Source organism: Streptomyces sp. NPDC003034 (genome assembly GCF_053591375.1).
Genome location: NZ_JBSFTS010000013.1, coordinates 109,636 through 130,978, shown reverse-complemented (window position 1 = coordinate 130,978; position 21,343 = coordinate 109,636). Strand labels below are relative to the sequence as shown.

22 protein-coding genes are annotated in these 21,343 nt (G+C 72.4%); 12 read left to right on the top strand and 10 right to left on the bottom strand.

The annotated features are described in order from the left end of the window. Positions 1 to 21: 21 nt before the first annotated feature. Positions 22 to 834, bottom strand: coding sequence for a hypothetical protein (locus tag ACWDX7_RS16040; protein ID WP_451491349.1), 813 nt, complete (start codon positions 832 to 834; stop codon positions 22 to 24). Between the two features lie 160 nt (positions 835 to 994). Between ACWDX7_RS16040 and ACWDX7_RS16035 the strand changes: the two genes are divergently transcribed. From ACWDX7_RS16035 to ACWDX7_RS16005, 7 genes are all read left to right on the top strand, one after another. Further along, positions 995 to 1,603 carry a phosphatase PAP2 family protein gene (locus tag ACWDX7_RS16035; RefSeq protein ID WP_451491350.1) on the top strand — a complete coding sequence of 203 codons (609 nt, stop codon included), beginning with the start codon at positions 995 to 997 and terminating at the stop codon, positions 1,601 to 1,603. Between the two features lie 29 nt (positions 1,604 to 1,632). After that, positions 1,633 to 2,589: an A/G-specific adenine glycosylase gene (locus ACWDX7_RS16030; RefSeq protein ID WP_451491351.1), complete on the top strand. Its 957-nt coding sequence runs from the start codon at positions 1,633 to 1,635 to the stop codon at positions 2,587 to 2,589. A 207-nt stretch (positions 2,590 to 2,796) separates the two neighbouring features. Beyond that, positions 2,797 to 3,357: a SigE family RNA polymerase sigma factor gene (locus ACWDX7_RS16025; RefSeq protein WP_007264805.1), complete on the top strand. Its 561-nt coding sequence runs from the start codon at positions 2,797 to 2,799 to the stop codon at positions 3,355 to 3,357. 65 nt (positions 3,358 to 3,422) lie between these two features. Next, a complete protein-coding gene (locus ACWDX7_RS16020; protein WP_451491453.1) occupies positions 3,423 to 4,079 on the top strand; it encodes a hypothetical protein in 657 nt (218 codons plus the stop codon). Positions 4,080 to 4,123: 44 nt separating this feature from the next. Beyond that, complete coding sequence (cseB, locus tag ACWDX7_RS16015; RefSeq protein WP_451491352.1) at positions 4,124 to 4,834, top strand: two-component system response regulator CseB; 711 nt, start codon at positions 4,124 to 4,126, stop codon at positions 4,832 to 4,834. Continuing rightward, a complete protein-coding gene (cseC, locus tag ACWDX7_RS16010) occupies positions 4,831 to 6,141 on the top strand; it encodes a two-component system sensor histidine kinase CseC (RefSeq protein ID WP_451491353.1) in 1,311 nt (436 codons plus the stop codon). Before cseB ends, cseC begins: the two co-directional genes overlap by 4 nt. Before the next feature lie 129 nt (positions 6,142 to 6,270). Continuing rightward, a complete protein-coding gene (locus ACWDX7_RS16005; RefSeq protein ID WP_451491354.1) occupies positions 6,271 to 7,425 on the top strand; it encodes a LamG-like jellyroll fold domain-containing protein in 1,155 nt (384 codons plus the stop codon). An 80-nt stretch (positions 7,426 to 7,505) separates the two neighbouring features. On the opposite strand, the gene ACWDX7_RS16000 is transcribed toward ACWDX7_RS16005, so the two are convergent. Both ACWDX7_RS16000 and ACWDX7_RS15995 read right to left on the bottom strand, forming a co-directional pair. Then, positions 7,506 to 8,117 (bottom strand): M23 family metallopeptidase, encoded by a 612-nt coding sequence (locus ACWDX7_RS16000; protein ID WP_451491355.1) that lies wholly within the window; start codon positions 8,115 to 8,117, stop codon positions 7,506 to 7,508. Positions 8,118 to 8,589: 472 nt separating this feature from the next. Then, entirely contained in the window at positions 8,590 to 11,115 is a 2,526-nt protein-coding gene (locus ACWDX7_RS15995) for an ATP-dependent Clp protease ATP-binding subunit (RefSeq protein WP_355410098.1), read from the bottom strand. A gap of 464 nt (positions 11,116 to 11,579) precedes the next feature. Between ACWDX7_RS15995 and ACWDX7_RS15990 the strand changes: the two genes are divergently transcribed. Beyond that, positions 11,580 to 12,170: an SCO3374 family protein gene (locus tag ACWDX7_RS15990; RefSeq protein ID WP_451491356.1), complete on the top strand. Its 591-nt coding sequence runs from the start codon at positions 11,580 to 11,582 to the stop codon at positions 12,168 to 12,170. Here ACWDX7_RS15990 and ACWDX7_RS15985 read toward each other — a convergent pair. The 7 genes from ACWDX7_RS15985 to ACWDX7_RS15955 all read right to left on the bottom strand — a co-directional run bounded on the left by ACWDX7_RS15985 (position 12,149) and on the right by ACWDX7_RS15955 (position 16,585). After that, the gene (locus ACWDX7_RS15985) at positions 12,149 to 12,484 is read right to left on the bottom strand and encodes a histone-like nucleoid-structuring protein Lsr2 (RefSeq protein WP_451491357.1); all 336 of its coding nucleotides are present in this window, start codon (positions 12,482 to 12,484) and stop codon (positions 12,149 to 12,151) included. The two genes, ACWDX7_RS15990 and ACWDX7_RS15985, sit on opposite strands and share 22 nt — an antisense overlap. 166 nt (positions 12,485 to 12,650) lie before the next feature. Continuing rightward, on the bottom strand, positions 12,651 to 13,181 hold the full coding sequence (locus ACWDX7_RS15980; RefSeq protein WP_451491358.1) for an amino-acid N-acetyltransferase: 531 nt from the start codon (positions 13,179 to 13,181) through the stop codon (positions 12,651 to 12,653). Between the two features lie 10 nt (positions 13,182 to 13,191). Then, complete coding sequence (locus ACWDX7_RS15975) at positions 13,192 to 13,677, bottom strand: BlaI/MecI/CopY family transcriptional regulator (RefSeq protein WP_451491359.1); 486 nt, start codon at positions 13,675 to 13,677, stop codon at positions 13,192 to 13,194. Between the two features lie 121 nt (positions 13,678 to 13,798). Then, entirely contained in the window at positions 13,799 to 13,966 is a 168-nt protein-coding gene (locus ACWDX7_RS15970) for a hypothetical protein (RefSeq protein ID WP_451491360.1), read from the bottom strand. A 42-nt stretch (positions 13,967 to 14,008) separates the two neighbouring features. Further along, positions 14,009 to 14,740, bottom strand: coding sequence for a hypothetical protein (locus tag ACWDX7_RS15965; protein ID WP_451491361.1), 732 nt, complete (start codon positions 14,738 to 14,740; stop codon positions 14,009 to 14,011). Positions 14,741 to 15,033: 293 nt separating this feature from the next. Beyond that, positions 15,034 to 15,222: a DUF397 domain-containing protein gene (locus ACWDX7_RS15960; RefSeq protein WP_451491362.1), complete on the bottom strand. Its 189-nt coding sequence runs from the start codon at positions 15,220 to 15,222 to the stop codon at positions 15,034 to 15,036. Between the two features lie 220 nt (positions 15,223 to 15,442). Beyond that, a complete protein-coding gene (locus tag ACWDX7_RS15955; protein WP_451491363.1) occupies positions 15,443 to 16,585 on the bottom strand; it encodes a threonine aldolase family protein in 1,143 nt (380 codons plus the stop codon). A 97-nt stretch (positions 16,586 to 16,682) separates the two neighbouring features. Between ACWDX7_RS15955 and ACWDX7_RS15950 the strand changes: the two genes are divergently transcribed. The 4 genes from ACWDX7_RS15950 to nadC are packed head-to-tail and all read left to right on the top strand — an operon-like array spanning position 16,683 to position 21,341. Beyond that, complete coding sequence (locus ACWDX7_RS15950) at positions 16,683 to 17,600, top strand: Rossmann-like and DUF2520 domain-containing protein (protein WP_451491364.1); 918 nt, start codon at positions 16,683 to 16,685, stop codon at positions 17,598 to 17,600. After that, a complete protein-coding gene (gene panC, locus ACWDX7_RS15945) occupies positions 17,597 to 18,592 on the top strand; it encodes a pantoate--beta-alanine ligase (protein ID WP_451491365.1) in 996 nt (331 codons plus the stop codon). The genes ACWDX7_RS15950 and panC overlap by 4 nt, the downstream gene beginning before the upstream one ends. Continuing rightward, the gene (locus ACWDX7_RS15940) at positions 18,589 to 20,376 is read left to right on the top strand and encodes an L-aspartate oxidase (RefSeq protein WP_451491366.1); all 1,788 of its coding nucleotides are present in this window, start codon (positions 18,589 to 18,591) and stop codon (positions 20,374 to 20,376) included. Before panC ends, ACWDX7_RS15940 begins: the two co-directional genes overlap by 4 nt. Continuing rightward, entirely contained in the window at positions 20,373 to 21,341 is a 969-nt protein-coding gene (gene nadC / locus ACWDX7_RS15935; RefSeq protein ID WP_451491367.1) for a carboxylating nicotinate-nucleotide diphosphorylase, read from the top strand. Before ACWDX7_RS15940 ends, nadC begins: the two co-directional genes overlap by 4 nt. Positions 21,342 to 21,343: the final 2 nt, after the last annotated feature.

Sequence of the window (21,343 nt, the reverse complement as noted above, 5' to 3'; positions counted from 1 at the left end):
GGTTCCCCAGGGGGCGGGCGGCTACTCCGGCTTGAGGACGAATGAGGTGCGGGCGACCGGGAGGCCCGGGAACTTCACCTCGACCACGTAGGTGTCCGGGGCCGCGGTGCCCGCCGGAGGCGACTGGCACTGGCCGGGGGCGCTGAACCCGCGGTCCCATTCCACTTGCTGCTTCGTCTCGCCCTGCGCGGGGAGGCGGAAGAAGGCGCTGCCCGCTCCGGCCGGACAGTCCCCCGAGGACCAGACCGCCTTATTCGCGCTCGCCTGAAGGATGGTCACGACGGCCTGCTTCGGGCCGAGATCGACCTTGCAGGTGGTGCCGGAGACGTTGCGGGTGATCAGTTCGAGGCGGGGCTTCTCACGCGCCTCGTACTCGTTCTTCACGCTCTTGACCTCCCACTGCAGCGCGCTCGGCGCGCACGCGGGGAGCGCGGAGTCCGCCGGGACCTGCGCCGGACCGCCGTCCACGCCGCCGGAGCCCGAACCGGAGCCGGATCCGGCGCCGTTGGAGCCCGCGGCGCCGCCCGGTTCGCCGTTCTTGCCCGTGCCGGTGGAGCCGCCGCCCTCGGAGCCCGTGCCGCCGGCGCCCGAGTCCGGGCGTCCGCCGGGCGCCTGACTGATCGCCGGCCCCGAGCCGGACGGGCCGGGGGTGATGGAGGCGATGGGATCAGGCCCGCCTTCGCCCTTCCCGTTCGTACTCGACTTCCCCCCGCCGGAACTGACGGTCCATACGGCGAGGAGCGCGAGGAGCGCGACGACGGACGCCAGCACAGCCCTCCGTCGCCAGTAGATGGAGGAGGGGAGCGGCCCGACCGGATTGCGCAGAGATCCCACGGACGGAACTTTACGAGAGTTCGCGGCCCGATCCGTGCCCCACATGCCGCCAAGCGGGCTGGATTTGCCGATGATCGGTCTGCGGGCGCCCCCGGGAGCGACGAGAACAGGCCAGGGGCCCCGCCGGGGCCAAGATCAGTCTTGGGTACCGTGGGTGACCATGGACAGCTCCGGCCTCTACCGCGACATCATCGGTTTCGCCCACTCCACACCCCTCTGGGTGCAGTCGGTGTTCGAGCACTGGACGGAGTACGGCCTGCTGCTGTTCGGCGCGCTGTTCACAGCCGTCTGGTGGCGCTCGCGCCGGCAGGCCGACCCGCGGGCGGTGGCGCTCGCCGTCCTCGCCCCCGTGGCCACCGCCGTCGCGTACGTCGTCTCCGAGCTGGTCAAGTCCGCCGTGGACGAGGAGCGGCCCTGCCGCGCCGTGGCCGGAGCGGCGGCTCCCCTGATCCCGTGTCCCCCCTTCGGGGACTGGTCGCTGCCCAGCAATCACGCCGCCATCGCGGGCGCCGCCGCCGTCGCGCTGGCCATGGCCGTACGCCGCCTCGCGCTGCTGACCGTGCCCCTCGCGCTGCTGATGGCCTTCTCCCGGGTCTTCGTCGGCGTGCACTATCCGCACGACGTGGCGACGGGGCTGCTGCTCGGCGCCTCGCTGGCCGCCCTGGTCGTCCTCGCCCTCACCGGGCCGGTCGGGCGCAGGGCCGCCGCCATCCGGGCGAGCGGGGCGCGCGCCGGTGTCTGGATCACGGGGGCAGGCCGGGCACGGTAAGCCCGAAACATGTCAGGATGCCGTCTGCCATGACTGCATCCGCATCCGTATCCCCCGCGTCCCACGAATCCGCCGAGTCGGCCGAGTCCGCCGCGGGGGGCGCCGGCCGCGTCCCGCACGCGCTGCACTCCCCCGTCATCGCGTGGTTCGACCAGCACGCCCGCGACCTGCCCTGGCGCCGCCCCGAGGCCGGCCCCTGGGGGGTCATGGTCAGCGAGTTCATGCTCCAGCAGACCCCCGTCAGCCGGGTCCTGCCGGTGTACGAGCAGTGGCTCGCCCGGTGGCCGCGCCCGGCCGACCTGGCCGCCGAGGCCCCGGGCGAGGCCGTACGGGCCTGGGGGCGGCTCGGCTACCCCCGCCGGGCCCTGCGGCTGCACGGCGCGGCCGTCGCGATAACGGAGCGGCACGGGGGCGACGTACCACGGGATCACGCGCAGCTGCTCGCGCTGCCCGGCATCGGGGAGTACACGGCGGCGGCGGTGGCCTCTTTCGCCTACGGTCAGCGGCACCCGGTGCTCGATACCAACGTCCGGCGGGTCTTCGCCCGCACCGCCACCGGGGTCGAGTACCCGCCCACCGCCACCACCGCGGCCGAACGGCGCCTCGCCCGGGCCCTGCTCCCGGCGGACGAGGACACCGCGGCCCGCTGGGCGGCGGCCTCCATGGAGCTCGGGGCGCTGGTGTGCACGGCCAAGAGCCCGGACTGCGGGCGCTGCCCCGTGGCGGGGCTGTGCGCGTGGCGGCTCGCCGGGAAACCGGCGCACGAAGGGCCGCCGCGGCGCGGGCAGACGTACGCGGGCACCGACCGGCAGGTGCGCGGCAAGCTCCTCGCGGTGCTCCGGGAGGCGGTGGGAGCCGTTCCGCAATCCGTACTGGACACCGTCTGGGACGAGCCGGTGCAGCGGGCCCGCGCCCTGGACGGGCTGGTCTCGGACGGTCTGGTGGAACCGCTCGCGGGCGGTATGTACCGGCTCCCGCAGGGGTGATCCGCCCCCGCGTCGGAGCACCGGAAGCTGAGGCGCCTATTCCGCATCCGGGGGACGAAACCGCAGCTCACGGCCGCTGTTACACAACCTATGGGTGTCCGTGCGCCCACCGAAGGCTGGCCCGCACAAGCTCGTGACAACGCCTCCGTAGCGTCGGTCCCCGTAAGGCAGCGGAAGAGCGGTTGCACGGAACGGAGGCGGTCTGAGATGGCGCACGGCGAGGTACTCGAATTCGAGGAGTACGTACGCACTCGGCAGGACGCGCTGCTGCGCAGCGCCCGGCGCCTGGTCCCGGACCCCACCGACGCGCAGGACCTCCTGCAGACCGCCCTCGTGCGCACCTACGGCCGCTGGGACGGCATCGCCGACAAGTCCCTCGCCGACGCCTACCTCCGCCGGGTCATGATCAATACGCGTACCGAGTGGTGGCGCGCCCGCAAGCTCGACGAGGTCCCCACCGAGCAGCTCCCCGACGCCTCCGTCGAGGACGGCTCCGACCAGCGCGCCGACCGGGCCCTGCTCATGGACATCCTCAAGGTGCTCGCGCCCAAGCAGCGCAGCGTGGTCGTGCTGCGACACTGGGAGCAGATGAGCACCGAGGAGACGGCCGCGGCGCTCGGAATGTCGGCGGGAACCGTGAAGAGCACCCTGCACCGCGCACTGGCCCGCCTCCGGCAGGAACTGGAGAGCCGGGACCTCGACATGCGCGCGCTGGAACGCGGTGACCACACCACGCGGTACGAGGGGCGTGAGCGGTGCGCGGCCTGAGCGGCCGAAGCCCGGACGGCAGAGGTTCTCCCCCGGCTACCGCCGGGAGGTACCCCCTGGTGGTGATGTCGGCGGGGACGGTCGTCCTCGCCGGCACGGCGCTGTTCGCCATCGGATGCGCCGACACCGGCGGCACGGGCCTGCGCGACGGCGGACCCGCGCGCAACGAGTCCGCGGCCAAGGCCGGACAGCCGGCGGCGCCCTCGTCGGAACCGTCGCCGGACGCCTCCTCGGCCTCCGCGGCCGCCTCCGGCAAGCCCCCCAAGAAGGTGGACCTGGTCGCCCTCCTGAAGGCGGACCCCAAGGTCAGCGCCGAGGTCAAGCGCGACCTCAAGCCCTGCACGGGCAAGGACTACCCCGTCGACGTGAGCTACGGGAAGGTCACCGGCAGCCCGGTCGTCGACATCGTGGTCAACGTCCTGTCCTGCGCCGACGCGCTGGGCCGCGGCTCGTACGTGTACCGCGCGGACGGCGGGGCGTACGAGAATGTCTTCGCGGACGAACAGCCGCCCGTCTACGCCGAGATCGACCGGGGCGACCTGGTGGTGACGAAACCGGTCCTCTCGAAGGGCCACACGCTCGCCTACCCCTCCGGTGAGGACGTGATCACGTACCGCTGGGACGGGGGGAAGTTCACCGAGCACGACCGGGTGCACTCCGAGTACAGCAACGTGGTGGACGGCGCCGGCCAGCCCGCCCCGGCCGCGACCTACCGAGACTGAAGCACGCAGAACCGAGTACCGAAGAACTGAGGCGAGGCTTCCGCATGGCCGAGACCCATGTCCTGTTCGTGGAGGACGACGACGTCATCCGCGAGGCCACGACCCTGGCGCTGGAACGCGACGGGTTCGTGGTCACCGCCATGCCCGACGGCCTGTCCGGCCTGGAGTCCTTCCGGGCCGACCGGCCCGACATCGCGCTGCTCGACGTGATGGTCCCCGGCATGGACGGCGTCAGCCTGTGCCGCCGCATCCGCGACGAGTCCACCGTCCCCGTCATCATGCTGTCGGCGCGCGCCGACTCCATCGACGTGGTCCTCGGCCTCGAAGCGGGCGCCGACGACTACGTCACCAAGCCCTTCGACGGCTCCGTCCTCGTCGCCCGGATCCGCGCCGTGCTGCGCCGCTTCGGCCACGCCGGCGGTCCCCGCAACGGCGGCGGCTCCGACGGGGCACCGGACGACGGGGAGCGCGGCGTCCTCACCTTCGGCGACCTGGAGGTCGACACGGAGGGCATGGAGGTGCGCAAGGCGGGCGCCGCCGTGGCCCTGACGCCGACGGAGATGCGGCTGCTGCTGGAGTTCTCCTCCGCTCCCGGCACCGTCCTGTCGCGTGACCGCCTGCTGGAGCGGGTCTGGGACTACGACTGGGGCGGCGACACCCGCGTCGTGGACGTCCACGTCCAGCGACTGCGGACGAAGATCGGGCAGGACCGGATCGAGACGGTCCGGGGCTTCGGATACAAGCTCAGAGGATGAGGCGCTTCACCCTGCGCACGGGGATCCGCTGGAAGATCACCCTCGCCATCGCCGCCGTGGGGGCGCTCACCGCCGTCGCGCTGAGCCTCGTCGTGCACAGTGCTGCCCGCGCGTCCATGCTGGAGAGCGCGCGCGAATCGGAACTGGGTCAGGTCCAGTACATCGCGCTCAACGTCGAGGCCGGACGCAAGCCCATCATGGGCGCCAAGCTCAACGACCCCGAGCTGCCAGCGGCGCTGCGGGACAAGGTGCGCTCGGGACGGCGCGGCACCTACATCCAGGAGAACCCCAAGGGGCTCCCGGAGGTGTGGGCCGCCGTACCCCTCGCCAACGGCCAGGTGCTGTCGCTGCACCACCGGTTCCGGGAGAGCGCCAACATGGTGCGCGACCTGGACCGGGCCCTCGTCGTCGGCTCCCTCGCCGTGGTGATCGGCGGCTCGGCGCTCGGCGTGCTCATCGGCGGCCAGATCTCCAGCCGGCTGCGCAAGGCGGCGGCGGCCGCCCAGCGGGTGGCGCACGGGGATCCCGAGGTACGGGTCCGGGACGCGGTCGGCGGCGTCGTACGGGACGAGACGGACGACCTGGCGCGGGCGGTGGACGCCATGGCGGACGCCCTCCAGCAGCGGCTGGAGGCCGAGCGGCGGGTGACCGCGGACATCGCGCACGAGCTGCGGACCCCGGTGACGGGCCTGCTGACCGCTGCGGAACTGCTGCCTCCGGGGCGCCCGACCGAGCTGGTGCGGGACCGGGCGCAGGCGATGCGGGCGCTGGTCGAAGACGTACTGGAGGTGGCCCGGCTCGACAGCGCCTCGGAGCGGGCGGAGCTCCAGGACGTGGCGCTGGGCGAGTTCGTCAGCCGCCGGGTGAAGGCGCTGATGCCCGAGGCCTCCGTACGGGTCGTCGCGGACGAGATCGTCAGCACCGACCCGCGGCGGCTGGAGCGGATCCTCGGCAACCTCCTGGCCAATGCCGCGCGGTACGGGCGGGCGCCGGTCCAGGTCGACGTCGAGGGCCGGGTCGTACGGATCCGCGATCACGGGCCGGGCTTCCCGGAGGCGCTGCTGCGCGAGGGGCCGAGCCGGTTCCGGACCGGCTCCACCGACCGCGCGGGCGTGGGCCACGGGCTGGGGCTGACCATCGCGGAGGGGCAGGCGCGGGTGCTCGGCGCCCGGCTGACCTTCCGCAACGTGGCGGCCCCGGGCGGCACCGACCGCGAGGGCGCGGCGGCGGGCGCGGTGGCGGTGCTCTGGCTGCCGGAGCACGCGCCGACGGCGACGGGGAGCTTCCCCGTCCTCAAGCTGCCGTAGGAGCCTGCTTGCGGATCGTGCCGGGCCCGCGCCGCCCGACAAGATCCAGAAGGTCCCCTCGAGCGGGCCGGGCTACGGATCGGTACCGGGCCGTACGGCGCGCGGGGTGCGTGACTTAGCATCCGTGGCATGACCGACGGCACGAATCCCCCCAGCAGTCCGCAGCCCGAGCAGCCCTCCCCGGGGAGCGGCGGCTACGGGTTCCCGCCGGGGCCGCCCGCGTCCGGCGGGTACGGCTACCCCTCCGGCCCGCCCGCGCCGGGCGGCTACGGCTTCCCGCAGGCCGGCCAGCCGAACCCGTACCAGCAGGAGGCGTACGGGCCGGGCCCGGCCGCACCCGGCGCGTGGCCGCCGGCCGCGGAGCCGCTCCCGCCGCTCGGCGGGACCGGGGATCAGCCGGACTGGGACGCCCTGGCCGACCGGGCGGCGGCGGAACGGCGCAAGAAGCGGCTGTGGCTCGTGGTCGGCGGGGTGACCGTGCTGGCACTGCTGGCCGGCGGCGGAACGTTCCTGATGATGAAGGGCGACGGGCAGGACCCGAAGGTCGTGGCCGACGAACAGTCCTCGGCGTCCGCCTCACCCAAGCCCGACGATTCGAAGGCGCCCGCCTACAGCCCCACCGTCGAGGGCGACGCGACCCAGCTGCGCGACAGCAACGGCAAGCTCGGCATCCGGCTGGGACCGGACGTGCAGGTCACACCGGTGGGCAAGCGGTTCCAGATCGTCATGAAGGGCACCGCGAACTCCTACGCGCAGGCCGCGGAGCCGGCCGTGGACGTGACGAAGAGCTTCACCGTCACCGCCCGCCTCTACAACTCCGCCGCCAAGGGCGGGCGGATCGCCGTGAGCCAGGGCGACGGGGAGTCGTTCTCGTACGAGCTGGGCCTGGACGAGGTGAACGGCAAGCACGCCTGGTTCTTCCGCGTGCAGAGCGGGGACAAGGGCGCCGCGGCCACCACCAGGACGGTCGTCGCCGAGGGGGTCAACACCTTCAAGACGGCCACGATGCTGATGGCCACCTACGACGCCGAGAAGAAGACCATCGCCCTCTACGTGGAGGGCAAGAAGGCCGGCGAGGCCCAGGTTCCGGGCATCTGGCAGGCCCCCGGCCCGCTCCAGCTGGGGCGGTCCAAGCACCACAACATCTGGATCGGCGCGTGGCAGGGGGCCATGCACAACATACGGATCTACGACACGGCCTTCACGCCGGAGCAGGCCTCCTCGTACAAGGAGGGCAAGCTCGGAGCGGCGACGAAGCCGGCCCACTCCTGGCTGCTCACCTGACCGGCCCGCGGGGGCGGCGGATCAGCGGCTGAGCAGACGCCTGATCGGAGGCGTGCTCAGAGCCGAGATCACAGGCGTGATCAGAGGCTGACGCCGGCCTTGCGCAGGAAGGCGACCGGGTTGATGGACGAGCCGTAGTTCGGGGTGGTCCGGATCTCGAAGTGGAGGTGCGGGCCGCTGGAGTTCCCGGTGTTGCCGGACAGCGCGATCCGCTGGTCCGTGGCGACCTTCTGGCCGATCTTGACCTGGATCCGCGAAAGGTGCGCGTACTGCGAGTACGTGTTGTTCGCGTGCTTGATCACGATGGCGTTGCCGTAGGCCGGGCCGTCGCCGCCGCCGTTGGGGCCGGCCTTGACGACGACGCCCGCGTGGACCGCGTGGACGGGGGTGCCGACCGGGACGGCGAAGTCCTGGCCGGAGTGCTTGCGGGCCCACATGCTGCCGCCCTTGCCGTAGGTCGCCGACAGCGTGTACTTGTCGACCGGCTTCTCCCAGAGGGAGGGCTTCTTCGCGGCGGCGGCCGCGGCCTGGGCGGAGGCCTGCTGGGCCACCAGCTCGGCCGTGGCGGCCGGGGCCGTGCGCGGCGCGTCGGCGAAGGCTGCGGTCGTCCCGGCCCCCAGGGCCAGCACCGCGCCGAGGGCGGTGGCGACGGCGGTACGGGTACGACGGGTGCTGACGCGCTTCGCGGACATGAAGCAGACCTCCGGGGCCGGGGACGAGGAAGGGTTCACGCCCGTCAGGGGCATGAAGTGACCCGGCACCGTGGAACGGGTGCCGGGTTGGCTCATCCTTGGTAACCCGCGCCCCCCGGCTTCCCCAAACCCCTCTCTTACTACCCCGGCTCGTAGGGACGGGGTGTGTGACGTACTCCGTTGACCAGGCGCCTACTGGGCCGTTGAGTGACAAATCGGGTAACTGGATCTACGAAACCTGCTAGTAGGTCCGTTTTGTCCTGTGCGGCTTGTCACCGGCGCCCTTTCGGAAATGTCCGTTTCGGGACCAAAGGCCTTCGCCCCTCCCGCGCCCCCTCCACAGGCCCGCCACACCCCATCCCACGGGAAGGAGGGGCGGAGAAGGACGGCGGCGGCACGAAGACGGCAAAGGGCGGCCCCGGGACCTTCCGGTCCCGGGGCCGCCCTTGCGTGCCGCTACCGCCCTCGGCGGTTATGCGCCCTTCGAGAGGTCCGGGCCGGAGCCCGTGGCCTCGATCGGCGGGAGGTCCGGCAGAGCCGACTTCTCCTCGCCGCGGAAGGTGAACTTGGCTTCGTCGCCCTCACCCTCCTTGCCCACGACCACGATCTGACCGGGGCGCAGCTCACCGAAGAGGATCTTCTCCGAGAGCAGGTCCTCGATCTCGCGCTGGATGGTCCGGCGCAGCGGGCGGGCGCCCATGATCGGGTCGTAGCCGCGCTTGGCGAGCAGGAGCTTCGCGTCACCGCTCAGCTCGATGCCCATGTCGCGGTCCTTCAGGCGCTCGTCCACCTTGGCGATCATCAGATCCACGATCTGGATGATGTCTTCCTCGGTGAGCTGGTGGAAGACGACCGTGTCGTCCACACGGTTGAGGAACTCGGGCCGGAAGTGCTGCTTGAGCTCTTCGTTGACCTTCGCCTTCATCCGCTCGTAGCCGGTCTTCGTGTCGCCCACGGCCGCGAAGCCGAGGTTGAAGCCCTTGGAGATGTCCCGCGTACCCAGGTTGGTCGTCATGATGATGACCGTGTTCTTGAAGTCCACGACCCGGCCCTGGGAGTCAGTCAGGCGACCGTCCTCCAGGATCTGGAGAAGGGAATTGAAGATATCCGGGTGGGCCTTCTCGACCTCGTCGAAGAGGACGACGGAGAACGGCTTCCGGCGCACCTTCTCGGTGAGCTGGCCGCCCTCTTCGTAGCCCACGTAGCCGGGGGGCGAACCGAAGAGACGGGAAACCGTGTGCTTCTCGCTGAACTCCGACATGTCGAGGGAGATCAGCGCGTCCTCGTCACCGAAGAGGAATTCGGCGAGCGTCTTGGAGAGCTCGGTCTTACCGACACCGGACGGGCCGGCGAAGATGAACGAGCCACCGGGACGCTTCGGGTCCTTCAGACCCGCACGGGTACGCCGGATCGCCTGGGAGAGCGCCTTGATGGCGTCCTTCTGGCCGATGACGCGGCGGTGGAGCTCGTCCTCCATGCGCAGGAGCCGCGAGGACTCCTCCTCGGTGAGCTTGAAGACGGGAATGCCGGTCGCGGTCGCGAGGACTTCGGCGATGAGCTCGCCGTCAACCTCGGCGACGACGTCCATGTCGCCGGCCTTCCATTCCTTTTCGCGCTTGGCCTTCGCCGCCAGCAGCTGCTTCTCCGAATCACGGAGCGAAGCCGCCTTCTCGAAGTCCTGGGAGTCGATGGCCGACTCCTTGTCGCGACGCACGTTCGCGATCTTCTCGTCGAACTCGCGGAGGTCCGGCGGCGCGGTCATCCGGCGGATGCGCATCCGTGATCCGGCCTCGTCGATCAGGTCGATCGCCTTGTCCGGGAGGAAGCGGTCCGAGATGTACCGGTCCGCCAGCGTCGCCGCCTGGACGAGGGCCTCGTCCGTGATGGAGACGCGGTGGTGGGCCTCGTAACGGTCGCGCAGGCCCTTGAGGATCTCGATCGTGTGGGGGAGGGAAGGCTCCGCCACCTGAATCGGCTGGAAACGGCGCTCAAGAGCCGCGTCCTTCTCAAGGTGCTTGCGGTACTCGTCCAGCGTCGTGGCACCGATGGTCTGGAGCTCACCACGGGCCAGCATGGGCTTGAGGATGCTGGCGGCGTCGATCGCGCCCTCGGCGGCGCCCGCACCCACGAGGGTGTGGAGCTCGTCGATGAACAGGATGATGTCGCCGCGGGTGCGGATCTCCTTGAGGACCTTCTTCAGGCGCTCCTCGAAGTCACCGCGGTAGCGGGAGCCGGCGACCAGGGCACCGAGGTCGAGGGTGTAGAGGTGCTTGTCCTTGAGGGTCTCGGGCACCTCGCCCTTGACGATCGCCTGCGCCAGGCCCTCGACGACGGCGGTCTTGCCGACGCCGGGCTCGCCGATGAGGACGGGGTTGTTCTTCGTACGGCGGGACAGCACCTGCATGACCCGCTCGATCTCCTTCTCGCGCCCGATGACCGGGTCGAGCTTGGATTCACGAGCGGCCTGGGTGAGGTTGCGGCCGAACTGGTCCAGGACGAGCGAGGTCGAGGGCGTGCCCTCGGCCGGTCCGCCCGCCGTGGCCGACTCCTTGCCGCCCCCGGAGTAACCGGAGAGCAGCTGGATGACCTGCTGCCGGACCCGGTTGAGATCGGCGCCCAGCTTCACCAGGACCTGGGCGGCGACGCCCTCGCCCTCGCGGATGAGGCCGAGCAGGATGTGCTCCGTGCCGATGTAGTTGTGGCCGAGCTGGAGGGCCTCTCGGAGCGAAAGCTCCAGGACCTTCTTCGCCCGCGGGGTGAAGGGGATGTGACCGGACGGGGCCTGCTGCCCCTGACCGATGATCTCCTCAACCTGCTGGCGAACAGCCTCGAGCGAAATCCCGAGGCTCTCCAGGGCCTTAGCGGCGACACCCTCACCCTCGTGGATCAAACCCAGGAGGATGTGCTCGGTGCCGATGTAGTTGTGGTTGAGCATCCGGGCTTCTTCCTGAGCCAGGACGACAACCCGCCGCGCGCGGTCGGTGAACCTCTCGAACATCGTTTATCGCTCCTCAGAGCGGTCGGGCAGTTCGGGGTCGGTCCCCGCCCTGTCCTTCCGCATGCTAGTCCCGCGGGGCGGGACAGCTCATTCCAACTGCCGACATCCGTTCGCGGCTCACCCCCACGTCGGTGAGGAAAACCGGCTTGAAGAGCCGACAACTGCTCCAACCCGATGGTGCGAGACGATGTTCCCGCAGGCCAGGCAGATACCCGTCACACGTGTACGCCGATGGCGAACGGAAGCCGGTCAAACCAGCGTGTCGCCCCGATCCACTATGAATGTCTTACCCGCAAGGGCCGACGCTCCATGCCCGTGATGGCGGTTCCCTCCGCTACGGGCGAACAAGATTGCGTGCCGAATGCGGGACTTCACCCACCCGGACGTTTACGCTCCGCTTTGACCCGGCCGCGCTGAGTGACGGTCAGCGTAACCCGCGGCCGCTTCGGAGAGTTGCTCCCGGCATGGCCCTCACCGTCCCGCTGCCCCGTGTCCCGCCCGAGGCCGACGCGTACGCCTCGTGGTACGAGCACGTGCTCGGCTGGGCCGTGGCGGGCGGACCGCCGGCCCAGCTCGTCACCGGGACCCGCTTCGACGTACTGGAGCTGCCGTCCGACGCCGGAGCGGCCCTGCTGCGCGGCCCCGTCGCCACGGGCCCCGTGGCGCTCATGGGGCGCAGGATGCGGTTCCTGGTGGCCCCGGGGAGCGCGGACGAGTTGGAGGGACTGCTCGACTGGCTGGAATGGGGCGGGGTCGCCCTGGATCTCGCCGCCCTGGGTGCGGGTGGCCGGATCACCGCTCCGGTCCCCCCGGGGCTGCCCCCGGGAGAAAGTCCCCGGGGGGCCGCCGTGTGGTTGCGGCCCCCCGAGCGGGGATGTGAGGCGCTGCTGCCCGCCCTGCCAGGTCCGGGGCAGGGCGCAGCGCCCGCCCGCGGACCCGATCTCGCGCGCCTGGTCGCCGCGGCGGCGACGCAATGCCACCGCGCGCGACTGCGGCGAACCGCCACCCGCGCCCGGGTGCGAGACGCCGTCGATCAGCCCTTGGCCTTCTCGTAGGCCTCGCGGATCTCGGCCGGGACGCGGCCGCGGTCGTTCACGTTGTAACCGTTCTCCTTCGCCCACGCGCGGATCTCGGCGGTGTCCGGGTTACCGGTCGCCGCGGCGCGCCCCTTGGCACGGGCCGCGGTGGCACGGCCGCCGGTGCGGCGGCCGGACTTGGTGTACGGGTCGAGCAGACCGCGGAGCTTTTCAGCGTTGGCGGTGGTGAGGTCGATCTCGTAGGTCTTGCCATCCAGAGCGAACGTCACCGTCTCGTCCGCCTCGCCACCGTCGAGGTCGTCGACAAGAAGGACCTGAACCTTCTGTGCCACCGGGATTTCCTTTCATCGAAAAGCAGTACGCGGAAAGGAAACCGCTTTTGCCTGGAAAACACAAACCCCCGGGGAGAGGTTCCAGACCGCAACGGGGCGGGAAACGTGCGCGATTCGGACATAGGCCACAGCCGCGCGGAGCACGGAAAAAGCCGCTAGTCCCGGATCACAGGTGCAGAAGCATCCGACTGTTGCCCAAGGTGTTCGGCTTCACTCGTTCGAGACCGAGGAACTCGGCGACACCCTCGTCATAGGAACGCAGGAGCTCCATGTAGACGTCGGTCTCGACCGGGGTCTCCCCGATCTCGACGAAGCCGTGCTTCGCGAAGAAGTCCACTTCGAAGGTGAGGCAGAAAACCCGGCTGACGCCCAGCGCGCGGGCGGTGCGCAACAACTGCTCCAGCACCTGATGGCCGACGCCGGCGCCCTTCAACTCGCGATCGACGGCGAGCGTGCGCACTTCGGCGAGGTCTTCCCACATCACGTGGAGAGCGCCGCAGCCGACCACCTTGCCGTCCGAGTCCCGTTCCGCGACCCAGAACTCCTGGATGTCCTCGTAAAGGACGACCGGGGCTTTGTCGAGCAGGATGCGCTGCTGCACGTACTGGTCGAGCAGGCGCCGCAGCGCGGGAACATCACCGGTGCGGGCACGGCGGATCGTCACTGTTTCTGCATGCGCAGCGGAAAACTCTCCCATGCCGAGGACGCTATCGCCCCGGCTCGCCCCGTCGCTCGGCGGAGCCCTCCGGGGCCTCGGGTGCGGGGGGCGCGGCGGGTGCGGCGGGTGCGGCCTGGGCCGACGGTGCGGCGAGGGGCTCGGCGGCGGACTCGTCGTCGTGCTGGACGACGCGCACGGCATCCCGGAGGGCTTCCCGCTGTTCCGGGGACATCATGCCGAAGAAGGCGACGAGGGCGGCGGCGGGGTTGTCGCTCGTCGACCAGGCTTCGTTCATCAGTGCGGCCGAGTAGGCGGCGCGGGTGGAGACCGCCGTATATCGATAGGCGCGGCCTTCGGCTTCCCGGCGGACCCAGCCCTTCTGATGAAGATTGTCCATAACGGTCATGACCGTGGTGTACGCGATGGACCGTTCCTGCTGGAGGTCTTCCAGTACTTCGCGCACGGTGACCGGGCGGTTCCACTGCCACACCCGTGTCATGACAGCGTCTTCGAGTTCTCCCAGGGGGCGAGGCACAACAGCACGATAGTGCGGATTGTGTGGAATTGCCCGACTATTCGGGCGGCAACGCGCACGGAATCGGCGCACGGGCCGGCCAAAGCCGGAAGACGGACCCGGCCGGCCGTTCCCGGTGGCCCTACTTCTGGGCCTGCGAGGCGCCCTCGGTTCGCGCGATCACGGCGTCGACCGCCGCGTCTTCCTTGTTCTTGTTGGCGCCACCCTGGCTCTTCACGATCGTCACGACGAGAGCGATGAAGAACGCGGCCATCGCGATGGGGGGCACGAGCGCGGAGACATAGTCCATGGCTCCAGACTAACCAGGCCTCGGCCCGGCGCTCCGCGTGGGTCAGCCCGTGGCGTGCCGGTCTTCGCGGGCCCCCGAGGACCCTCCGGAGGGCGCCCGGCCACCGGCCAGGCCGTCCGCGGGCGGTGGGGTGGGCTTGCGGCGGGGCGGGAAGACCTCGCCGGGGGTGGGGATCGGCCGCTCCGGGCGCGGGGGCTCCTCGGGCCGCGGCTCCGGGCGCCGCTGCGGGCGCGGCTCCGGACGCGGCTCGTCCTCACGGCTGCCACCGCCTTGTCCGCCGCCTTCTCCACCGCCCTGTCCGCCGCCATCGCGTCCGCCGCCGCTCCGCCCGCCGGCCAGCGCCAGCAGCCGCGTCCGGGGCGCGGGGGCCGTCGAGAGCCGCCGGCGTACGGAGCGCTCCGCGACCGCCTGGGCCCGGTCCAGCAGGCCCGCCGCGGCCGGGTTGGCGCGGAGCGCGCGCAGGGCGGCGAGGTCGTCGGGTCCGGGCTCGTAGTCGGCGGCCAGGGCGTACTGGAGCAGCTCCAGATAGCCGGAGAGGCTGCCGGGCAGGGCGTCCCGGTAGCGGACCAGGTCGTCGAGGAGGAACGTTCTGAGCCGGTCCGCCTCCTGGACCACGTCGTCCACCGACCGCGCCAGGCGCAGGCAGTCCTGGACCTCCGCGGCGGCCAGGGGGGCCGAGGAGGACTGAAGGGCGTGGGCGAGCGAGCGCCTGAGCACATGCAGCTCAGCAGCGCTGAACGCCATGCCGCCGCGGGATCCGTAAGGCGTGGGCATGGGGCCGAAGATACGCGCTAATCGGACATAACCCCCCGCGTGCGAGCGATTCCGGCGCGGCGCCCCCCGTCCGGCTTACCAGCGCGGCTCAGGGCGGGCTCAGGCCGGGGCCGACTCGGGCGGGCCCAGCTCAGGCCGGGGCCGACTCGGGCGGGCCCAGCTCAGGCCGGGGCCGACTTGGGCGGGCCCGGCTGAGACGCGAGTCCCAAGCCCCCACAGGCCCCACAGGCCCCAGAAACCTCAGCAGGCCGTTCACGGCTCGCAAGGCTCAGGCCCCCCGTGGCTCCGGAGGCTCAGCCGCTGTCCTTCACCGCCCGCAGGAAGTCCGCCCAGGCCGCCTGGGTCGTCGCGAGGACGAGGTGGGCCGGATCGGCGCGGTCGGCCACCCGTACGAGGGTGCCGGGGGCCGCGGCGACGTAGACGCACGCGTCTCCCTCACCGCAGAACGAGGACTTCTGCCACGTGGGCCGAGCAGCGGTCATGGTGTCTCCTCCGGGCACGGTCGCCGGTAATTCCCGTGGAGGGACGGTATCGCCGCGATGGGCTCCTGCCGGTGACTTCTGCGGAATTCGGTGATTCGTACCGTAGCCGGGCCCGCCGATGCGGTGCGGTCCGGCTGCGCCGCGGGGAGCCCTTCCCGCCCCCCGCCCTCCGCGAAACCGGGAGCCGCGCGCCCCCACACCCCCGCCTCACGCCTGTCCCTCATCCGGCGTCCGGGCCGTCCCCCAGCCGGGCCACGAAGCCCGCCGCCGCCTCCCTCACGTCCGCCGCCGTCCAGGCCAGGCCCGGCTCCGTGACCTCCAGCTCCGTCATCGCCAGCCCCGGCGGCCCGTCCGGGGACCAGCGCCGGAAGAGGACCGTGCCCGTCTCCTCCGCCAGCCGCAGACCCGCGTCCGTCAGCCGGTCCGCGTCGTACGGGAGCCACACCTGGAACTGGTGCGTGTGCGGTTCCTCCGGGTGGACGCGGAACCACGGCACCCCGGCGGCCGAGAACGCCTCGCCCAGCGCGCCGGCCACCACCCGCGCCCGGGCGACGTACGCCGGAAGTCTCGGCAGCTCCGCCTCCAGGCCGGCCAGCGCGGAGAGGGCCTGCGGGAACTGGCGGAAGATCTGCCCCCCGTAGCGGTGACGCCAGACACGGGTCTCCTCCACGAAGGCGCGCGGCCCGGCGAGGGCCGCCCCGCTGAGGCCGCCGAGCGACTTGTAGAAGGAGACGTAGACCGAATCGGCCAGCGCCGCGATCTCCGGCAGCGGCCTGCCGAAGTGGACGGTGGACTCCCAGAGCCGGGCCCCGTCGAAGTGGACCACCGCCTCCTGTTCCCGGGCCGCGTCGACCAGCGCAGTCAGCTCCTCCCAGGAGGGCAGGAGGAAGCCCGCGTCGCGCAGCGGCAGTTCCAGCATCAGCGTGCCGAAGGGCTCCGCGAGGTCCTGGATCTCCGAGGGCTGCGGCTGGCGCGGCTCGGCCGTCGGGTGGACCGTGCGCAGCCCGGACACGGCCGACAGCGCGCCGCCCTCCCACAGCTCCGGGTGGCTCATGGGGTGCAGCGCCACCACCGGGTTGCCGGTCCGGCCCGCCCAGCAGCGCAGGGCGATCTGCTGGGCCATCGTCCCGGACGGGAAGAAGGCCGCGTCCTCGGTGCCCAGCAGCTCCGCGACCCGGCGCTCCAGCTCGGCGACGACCCCGTCGCCGTACACGTCCGCCGGTTCGTCCAGGTCGTACGGGGCTTCGGCGAGCGAGGCGAGCAGTTCCCCCAGCGTGGGTTCCGTCAGGCTGCGGGACAGTGTCCGCTCCGCCGCGCGCCAGGCCGCCACCAGCCGCTTCGTACGCTCCGTGTCGTCGCTCATGCCCCCGATCATCGCCGACCGCCCCGGGGCCCAGGGGCTAGCATGGCGACGTATCGTCCGGTACCCCCCGCGGACTGGAACGGAAGGCCTTCCCCGCGTGAACTCATCACAGCAGCCGCGCCCTGCCCGGCTCGCCGTCGGCGTCGTCGGAGCGGGCCGGGTCGGCCCGGCGCTGGCCCGCGCCCTCCAGCAGGCCGGACACCGGCCCGTCGCCGTGTCCGGGGTCTCCGACGCGTCCGTGCGGCGGGCCGAGCGGATGCTGCCCGACGTGCCGCTGGTGACGCCCGCGCAGGTCCTGGAGCGGGCCGAGCTGGTCCTGCTCACCGTGCCCGACGACGCGCTGCCGTCCCTGGTCGCCGGTCTCGCCGAGACGGGCGCGGTCCGTCCCGGCCAACTCCTCGTCCATACCTCCGGCCGCTACGGGACCGCCGTGCTCGACCCGGCCCGGCGCGCGGGCGCGCTGCCGCTGGCCCTGCACCCGGCGATGACCTTCACCGGTACGGAGGTCGACGTGCAACGCCTCGCCGGCTGCTCCTTCGGCGTCACCGCCCCCGAGGAGCTGCGGCTCGCCGCCGAGGCCCTGGTCATCGAGATGGGCGGGGAACCGGAGTGGATCGCGGAGGAGGCCCGTCCGCTCTACCACGCCGCCCTGGCCCTCGGCGCGAACCACCTGGTCACCCTGGTCGCGCAGTCGATGGAGCTGCTGCGCAAGGCCGGCGTCGAGCACCCCGACCGGATGCTCGGCCCGCTGCTCGGCGCGGCTCTCGACAACGCCCTGCGCTCCGGCGACGCCGCCCTGACCGGCCCGGTGGCGCGTGGCGACGCCGGTACCGTCGCCGCCCACGTCTCGGAGCTGCGCAAGCACGCGCCCGGCACGGTCGCCGGGTACCTGGCGATGGCCCGCACCACCGCCGACCGGGCCCTCGCGCACGGTCTGCTCAAGCCGGAACTCGCCGAGGACCTGCTCGGCGTACTGGCCGACGACGCGGCGGAGAAGGGGGGCGGCGACCGGTGAGGACCGAGCTGCTGCTGCACACCGCCGAGGAGCTGCACGCGCTGGCGCGCACGGGCCGGCGGGCCGTGGTGATGACCATGGGCGCCCTGCACGAGGGCCACGCCACCCTGATCCGCACCGCCCGCGCGCAGGCCGGACCGGGCGGGCAGGTCGTCGTCACCGTCTTCGTCAACCCCCTGCAGTTCGGTGCGGGCGAGGACCTCGACCGCTACCCGCGCACCCTCGACGCCGATCTGCGCATCGCCGAACGGGCGGGCGCCGACGCGGTGTTCGCCCCCGCCGTGGACGAGGTCTACCCCGGCGGCGCCCCGCAGGTGCGGATCAGCGCCGGCCCCATGGGCGAGCGCCTCGAAGGGGCCACCCGCCCGGGCCACTTCGACGGCATGCTGACCGTCGTCGCGAAGCTGCTCCACCTCACCCGCCCCGACCTGGCCCTCTTCGGCCAGAAGGACGCGCAGCAACTGGCCGTCATCCGGCGGATGGTGACCGACCTGAACTTCCCCGTCGAGGTGGTCGGCGTGCCGACCGTCCGCGAGGAGGACGGGCTGGCGCTCTCCTCCCGCAACCGCTACCTCTCCCCGGCCGAGCGGCGCACCGCCCTGGCCCTGTCCCGCGCCCTGTTCGCCGGCCGGGACCGGCTCGCCGCCCAGGCGGCGCTGCGCGCCCGCGCCGAGGCCTCCCCGGCCAGCGACGAGCGGGCCACCGCGCTGGCCCGGCTGGGCGAGATCCGCGCCTCCGCCGACGCGCACGCCGTCTCCGCGGCCGGCGCCGGGCTGCCGGAGGCCGTACGGGCCGCGGCGCTGCACGTCCTGGAGGAGGCGGGCCGCTACGATCCGCCGCTGGTCCTGGACTACCTGGCGCTGGTGGACCCGCAGGACTTCACCGACGCCGGCTCGGAGTTCACCGGGCAGGCCGTGCTGGCCGTCGCCGCGAAGGTGGGCACGACCCGACTGATCGACAACATCCCATTGCAGTTCGGAGCACACCCGTGAGCACCCCAGGCGAAGGCCCCGCCGCCGGCGGCACCGGCACAGGCATACGGCTGCACGCCCCGGCCCCCGGCTGGGCCCTGGACGCCGACGTCGTGGTCGTCGGATCCGGCGTCGCGGGGCTGACGGCCGCGCTGCGCTGTGCCGCAGCTGGCCGCCGTACGGTCGTGGTCACCAAGGCCCGGCTGGACGACGGCTCCACCCGCTGGGCGCAGGGCGGCATCGCCGCGGCGCTCGGCGAGGGCGACACCCCCGAGCAGCACCTGGAAGACACGCTGGTCGCGGGCGCCGGCCTGTGCGACGAGGCAGCCGTGCGGCTCCTCGTCACGGAGGGGCCGGACGCGGTGCGCCGCCTCATCGCGGCCGGCGCCGTCTTCGACACCTCCGCCGAGACCGGGGAGATCGAGCTGACCCGCGAGGGCGGCCACCACCGCCGCCGGATCGCGCACGCGGGCGGCGACGCCACCGGCGCCGAGATCTCCCGGGCGCTGGTCGAAGCCGTCCACGCGGCCGGCATCCGGACCGTCGAGAACGCCCTCGTACTGGACCTCCTCCAGGACGCGGAGGGCCGTACGGCCGGGGTCACGCTGCACGTCATGGGCGAGGGCCAGCACGACGGGGTGGGCGCCGTCCACGCGCCCGCCGTGATCCTGGCGACCGGCGGCATGGGCCAGGTCTTCTCCGCCACCACCAACCCGGCGGTGTCGACGGGCGACGGCGTGGCCCTCGCGCTGCGCGCCGGGGCGGAGGTCTCCGACCTCGAATTCGTGCAGTTCCACCCCACGGTCCTCTTCCTCGGCCCGGACGCCGAGGGGCAGCAGCCGCTGGTGTCGGAGGCGGTCCGGGGCGAAGGCGCGTACCTCGTGGACGCGGACGGCGTCCGCTTCATGGTGGGGCAGCACGAACTCGCCGAGCTGGCGCCGCGGGACATCGTCGCCAAGGGCATCATGCGCCGCATGCAGGAACAGGGCACCCGGCACATGTACCTGGACGCCCGGCACTTCGGCGCCGCGATGTGGGAGCAGCGCTTCCCGACCATCCTCGCCGCCTGCCGCGCCCACGGCATGGACCCGGTCACCGAGCCCATCCCCGTGGCGCCGGCCGCGCACTACGCCTCCGGCGGCGTACGGACCGACCTGCACGGCCGCACCACCGTCCCCGGCCTGTACGCCTGCGGCGAGGTGGCCTGCACCGGCGTGCACGGCGCGAACCGGCTGGCCTCCAACTCCCTGCTGGAGGGCCTGGTCTTCGCCGAGCGCATCGCCGAGGACATCGCCCGGCACGCGCCGTCCGGCGGCGGCCCGGGCGTACCGGTCCCCGCGACCGGCCCCCTGCAACCGGCCGAGGCGCGCTTCGAGATCCAGCGGATCATGACGGACGGCGCGGGCGTGCTGCGGTCCGCCGAGTCCCTGCGCACGGCCGCCGAATCCCTCGAAGCCCTGTACGCCAAGGCCCTGAACGAGCTCGAAGCGCACGGCAAGACCGCCGAACCGGGTGTGGACACCTGGGAGGCCACGAACCTGCTGTGCGTGGCCCGGGTGCTCGTCGCCGCCGCCGAGCGGCGGGTGGAGACCCGCGGCTGCCACTGGCGCGAGGACCACCCGGACCGGGACGATGCGGCGTGGCGCCGGCATCTCGTCGTCCGGCTCTCCGCGACTCGGAAGCGGGCGCTGGTCGTCACCCCCACCGAGTCCGCGCAGTTCCCGTCCGTACGCGTCCCCCTCGGCACCCCCAGCACCCCGAACACCCCCACCCCGAGCACCCCGAGCCTGGAGCAGCGACCGTGAGCACCCCCGAACTCCCCCTGATCGACCAGAACGAAGGCGGCTGCGGCGACGACTGCGGTTGCGGCGACGGCGAGGAGAGCGGCCTCGACCCGGCGCTGGCCCAGCTGCTGGCCGACGCCGGCCTGGACCCCATCGAGGTCGAGGACATCGCCCACATGGCACTGTCCGAGGACCTGGACGGCGGCGTGGACGTCACCACCGTGGCCACGGTGCCCGAAGAGGCCGAGGCCGTCGCCGACTTCATCGCGCGCGAGGACGGCGTCGTGGCCGGGCTGCGCATCGCGGAGGCCGTCTTCTCCGTGGTCTGCACGGACACCTTCGAGGTGGAGCGCCACGCGGAGGACGGCGACGCCGTCCAGGCCGGGCAGGTGCTGCTCTCCGTACGCTCCCGCACGCGCGACCTGCTCACCGCGGAGCGCAGCGCGCTGAACATCATGTGCCGCCTGTCGGGCATCGCGACCGCCACCCGCCGCTGGGCCGACGTCCTGGACGGCACCGGGGCGAAGGTCCGCGACACCCGCAAGACCACCCCCGGCCTGCGCGCCCTGGAGAAGTACGCGGTGCGCTGCGGCGGCGGCGTCAACCACCGCATGTCGCTCTCCGACGCGGCGCTGGTCAAGGACAACCACGTCGTCGCCGCGGGCGGCGTCGCGCAGGCCTTCAAGGCCGTACGGGAAGCCTTCCCGGATGTCCCGATCGAGGTCGAGGTCGACACGCTGGAGCAGATCGGGGAGGTCCTGGAGGCCGGCGCCGACCTGATCCTGCTGGACAACTTCACCGTCGAGCAGACCGCGCGGGCCGTCGCCCTGGTGGCCGGCCGGGCGGTGCTGGAGTCCTCCGGCCGGCTGACCCTGGACACCGCCCGGGCGTACGCGGAGACCGGGGTGGACTACCTGGCCGTCGGCGGCCTGACCCACTCCTCGCCGATCCTGGACATCGGCCTCGATCTCCGCGAGGCGGTGTAACC